General features: G+C 34.9%; 4 protein-coding genes and 1 pseudogene. 4 read left to right on the top strand and 1 reads right to left on the bottom strand.

The window, feature by feature from the left end; genetic code table 11:
* The 3 genes and pseudogenes from ABJI11_RS06825 to ABJI11_RS06815 form a co-directional block, all read left to right on the top strand.
* Positions 1 to 467: pseudogene (locus ABJI11_RS06825) on the top strand (heparinase); the annotation flags it as partial.
* 19 nt (positions 468 to 486) lie between these two features.
* A complete protein-coding gene (locus tag ABJI11_RS06820; RefSeq protein WP_036156630.1) occupies positions 487 to 861 on the top strand; it encodes a cupin domain-containing protein in 375 nt (124 codons plus the stop codon).
* Positions 862 to 949: 88 nt separating this feature from the next.
* Complete coding sequence (locus tag ABJI11_RS06815) at positions 950 to 2,200, top strand: Nramp family divalent metal transporter (protein WP_348350629.1); 1,251 nt, start codon at positions 950 to 952, stop codon at positions 2,198 to 2,200.
* A gap of 117 nt (positions 2,201 to 2,317) precedes the next feature.
* Here the strand turns inward: ABJI11_RS06815 and ABJI11_RS06810 are convergent, their stop codons facing one another.
* Positions 2,318 to 3,412 carry a type I phosphomannose isomerase catalytic subunit gene (locus ABJI11_RS06810; protein WP_348350627.1) on the bottom strand — a complete coding sequence of 365 codons (1,095 nt, stop codon included), beginning with the start codon at positions 3,410 to 3,412 and terminating at the stop codon, positions 2,318 to 2,320.
* Positions 3,413 to 4,033: 621 nt separating this feature from the next.
* Between ABJI11_RS06810 and ABJI11_RS06805 the strand changes: the two genes are divergently transcribed.
* On the top strand, positions 4,034 to 4,693 hold a 660-nt coding region (locus ABJI11_RS06805; RefSeq protein WP_348350625.1), incomplete at its 3' end, for a carboxypeptidase-like regulatory domain-containing protein.

Below are 4,693 nucleotides of genomic sequence, written 5' to 3'. Positions count from 1 at the left end.
GATATCAACATCTTTGGTCTGAAGGTTGTGGAAGTACAACGGAAGAAAACACAAAAATAAGCTGGTTAGACAAAGGTAAATTCTACACCTTGACATCGACAATTTCAAAAGATGACGAACTTAGATTTGTAAGAATAGGTGCAAACGATGCTGAGTTCAACTTAAGAAGAGAGCCTGGTTTTATAATCCGTAGGAAAGAAACTCAAAACACCATATTTGTTTCAATTACAGAGTCGCATGGAAGCTATAGCCCCGTTACAGAATCTGCCATTAATTCTAATAGCAATATTAAGGAACTTAAAGTAATTTTGGATAATGTAGATTACACTGCTATTTCAATTACTACTGTAAACGACATTACTAAGGTATTTATCATTGCAAACAATAATGCTTCAAAAGAGGAAACACATACATTAAATATTAACGATAAGAACTATGAGTGGTCTGGCTCATATTATTTTAAATAAAAACAGAAAATCAATAGTTATGAAGAGATTTAGCGAAAAGTACGTTATCACAAAAGACATGGAATGGGAAGTACTTGGCGGTGGAGTGTCAAGAAAATTTTTAGGATATGACAACCAAATTATGATGGTAAGAGTAAAATTTGATAAAGGAGCTTTAGGCGCACCACACCAACATTTTCATACACAGGCTACTTATTGTGTATCAGGTAAATTCGAATTTGTAATTGACGGCGAAAAACAGATAGTAGAAGCTGGAGACGGTGTTTACATTGAGCCAAATTTATTACATAGTGCAGTTTGCCTTGAAGAAGGTGAACTAATTGACACTTTTAGCCCCGTAAGAGAAGATTTCTTAAGCGGTGTGGGTCCATCCTATTTTGGAGATAAGGAATAAAGTTACAACTGTTTTCAGCCGTTACAGTAACTAAGAGCAGCTGAACAACAATACTGTTTTATAACATTTAAATGCTGGACCAATTTTTATGACAACAAAGAATATATCCTTCTCAGGAAAATATAAAAAACGTCTTAAAGATTTTGGTCCAGCATTTTTTATTATAGGTTATGTTGTAGGTACCGGCAGCGTTACCTCTATGGTAGTATCTGGTGCAAAATATGGGCTAAGCCTGTCATGGGCACTTTTACTATCATGTTTCTTCACCTACTTCTTATTAGTTTCCATAAGTAAGTTGACCATTGTTTCCGGTAATACCCTAATGTTCAATTTTAAACAAACTTTTGGCAAGCCGCTTACAATTTTTATTATTGCTGCATTACTCGTTTCCATAGTATCATCTTGTATAGGTGTTATGGGCGTAGTAGCAGAAGTTACCATGGAATGGATTTCTGTAAAGACCTCCATATCTTTTCTAAATGCACCAATCGTCGCCATATTTTTTATCGCCTTATTAATAGCACTGTTCTGGACTGGTAAACACGAAAATTTTATAAAGGCCATGAGTATCATGGTAGGCTTTATGGCGCTTGCATTTATCGTTACCAGTTTTATGGTTGTCAAAGAAGCAGGCACATCTATAACCGAATTCTTTCCAGAATTACCAAAAGGTAGCAACAACGGCTTGGTAATTGCAGGAATTGTAGGTACTACAATGGCGGGCGTATGTTTGGCATCTCGTAGCATTTTAGTTCAAGAGCAAAACTGGGGACTAAAAGACTTAAAGACCGAAAATAAAGATGCTATGTCATCTATGATCATGACCTTTTTCATTAGCCTTGCCATAATGATAAGCGCTACAGGTACATTATATTTTAAAGGAGCACCGGTAGATGACGCTACAGATATGATGCATGCGTTAGGACCATGGGCAGGGGATTTTGCCCTTACCCTTTTTACTTTAGGAATCATTGGTGCGGGACTATCTTCAATTTTCCCTAATCTTTTATTATTTCCATGGCTTGTTGCTGATTATACCGGCACAGAAAGAGACATGAAAAAGCCTCTTTATAAACTAATTGTAGTCTTGGTAGCCTTATCTGGTCTAATTGTACCATTATTAGGAGGAAAACCAGTTTGGATTTTAATTGCCTCTCAAGCATTAAGTCCTTTTGTGATGCCATTGATAACACTCTTTCTTCTTCTTCTTTTAAATAACAAGAATATAATGAAAGAACATAAAATTGGTCTAGAATTAAACTTAGCTTTGGGAGCCACATTTATTTTCAATTGCTATATGCTCTATGTTGCCCTGAACGGTTTTATTGATTTCATTTAGTATTACATCTGATACAATCATTTAGATTGCAATAGAAAAAGGCTTACAATTCATTTGAATATTATAAGCCCTTCTTTATCATCTTCTGAATTGAATAATAGTTGTTCAATCTCTTCCTTAACTAGGTGGATAGCATAATAAGATTTTCGATGCTTCGGTAGATTTAAACTCCACCTCATCTATAGCTGCCGAAAAGAATATTTCATCACCTTGTGCATAACTATATTCTTTACCTCCACATATTACCGTGCCATCACCATAATATATAACGGCAACGAAAAAGCTTCCGTTCGCTTTGATGGTATGTGCCCCATCTAAATCTAATTCGCTTAGTCCAAAGCAATCTGTATGTGTTCCGTTAAAAATGGTATTTAAAGTATGTGTTTCAGATGAATCTATTGTCTTTGGTGAAACCTTCCATCTGTTTATTGCCTCTTCATAAGAACAACCATTATAATGAAAGCAGTCCAACATATTTTGCTCGCCTACCCCTTGGTGTATTAATTCATCAGAAATTGTTAATCCTGCAGGAGTAACTTTTTCTACACGCATAGTATAATCGGTAGGCTCTTGTACTTCCATTAAAAAACAACCACTACCAATAGCATGTGGCACTCCGCCATAAATCATATAGGCATCACCAGGGTTCACTTCAATTTTATGTAGACTGTTGAGCATACCCTCAATATCTTGATTTACAAAAAGAGTTTCCCACTGATCTCTGGTAACTCCTTCTTTAAAGCCCATATAAATGACACTTTTCTCTCCACCTATTTCACGCTTGTTCAATACATACCAAGACTCTGTTTTACCAAAGGCGGAATTCAACATTGTTTTAGCATAATCTTTATCTGGGTGTACTTGTATCGTTAATCTTTCTTTTGAATCTAGCATCTTGATCAAGACACCTGTAGCTCCAAATTTATCCGCTAACGACTTACCCAAATACAATTCTTTATTTGAATCTACCAATTCTTTCAAAGAATAGGTACCCGTAGGAGTTTCGACCATAGACAGACCCTCATCTTCCGGTCTACCGTTACCTCTAGCTGTTACTGTAGACATGATCCACTCTTCTGGCATGCTGCCATCAACTTCTGGACTATCTTTTTTCCATCTATCTATAAGTGCGCCTCCTTCATAAGTTCGCCAAACCCTATTAGAAAATTGTTTTAAGGGTATATATGCGTATTGTTCTAAATCAGTGTTCATATTGATACATTATGCTATGTGAAAATTTTGAAAATCAGTAAAAATCTACTTTATAAACTTACCAAACTCCACTAAAAAGTTGATAGAATATGTAGAGGAAAATCGTTCAAATCTAGCTATTTAGAAGTGATATGAAGACATAAGATTACTCTAAATAGTTCAAAATATCTTTTTTTTTAAAATATCACAATTGTTAACGAAATGCCATATCCTCAATATTCACTAGGCTTAAAAGCGGAATTCAAAAATTAAACCAATCTAAAAGTTGTTAAAATGAATATTTCTCTTTTTTTAACGAATAAATAACATATATTTGGTAAACCAAATTGGATAACCAGTTTGGAAAACCAAATTAATCAACAATACTCAAATTAAATTCGAACTTAAACTTCAACAAAACTCAATGACACAAAAATCAGATTAACACATTTACGGAAACATCTTTTATTCCTTCTCAAGGACTAAAACTAAAAATGTACTATTTACTGTTCAAACTTTCTCAAATTAAAAATATAGGGAAACAAAAACAGATGTAAAATGAAAATGTTATGCTTTTTCATTTTAGAATGCTTTAATCAGACTTGACAAAGTCGAACTTAAATTAACATAACAAGACTAGAAATGAATTTAAAAACAAAATTAACATTAGTGATGATGTTGTTACTCAACATCTCCTTATTCGCACAAGACGGATATACTTTGACCGGTACAGTTACCGACGAGACAAGTATGCCAGTACCAGGTGCAAATGTTGTTATTCAAAATACAACAACAGGTACCTCTACAGATTTTGATGGTAATTTCACCATTACAGTTTCTGCTGGAGACGTATTGGAATTTTCTTCAATAGGATATGCTACAAAAGCAGTTGACATTACTGGTCAACAGACTTTAAATGTAGTTCTTGCCGAAGATGCCAGCCAACTTGAAGAGGTTGTTGTTGTAGGTTATGGTACTGTTAAAAAATCTCATCTTACAGGTTCAGTAGCTAAAATTGGTGGTGCAGAGGTTGCCGCAGTTCAAGTTGCTCGTGTAGATGACGCATTAGTAGGTAAATTACCTGGGGTAAGAATTCAAAATCAAAGTGGAGAACCAGGTTCTGCACCAAAAATTCAGATTAGAGCCGCTTCTTCGGTATCTGGAGATTCTGACCCGCTAATCGTAGTTGATGGATTCCCTATTTCAGGTAATTTAGCAACAGTAAACCCAAATGATATTGAAAGTTTAGAAGTATTAAAAGATGCTGCTTCAGCTGCAATCTATGGTTCTTTGGGTGCTAAT

The sequence above is a fragment of the Maribacter sp. genome (assembly GCF_039968975.1).
GTDB lineage: Bacteria > Bacteroidota > Bacteroidia > Flavobacteriales > Flavobacteriaceae > Maribacter.
Note: the sequence above shows the minus strand (reverse complement) of the source record. Positions and strands in the feature narration are given on the sequence as shown.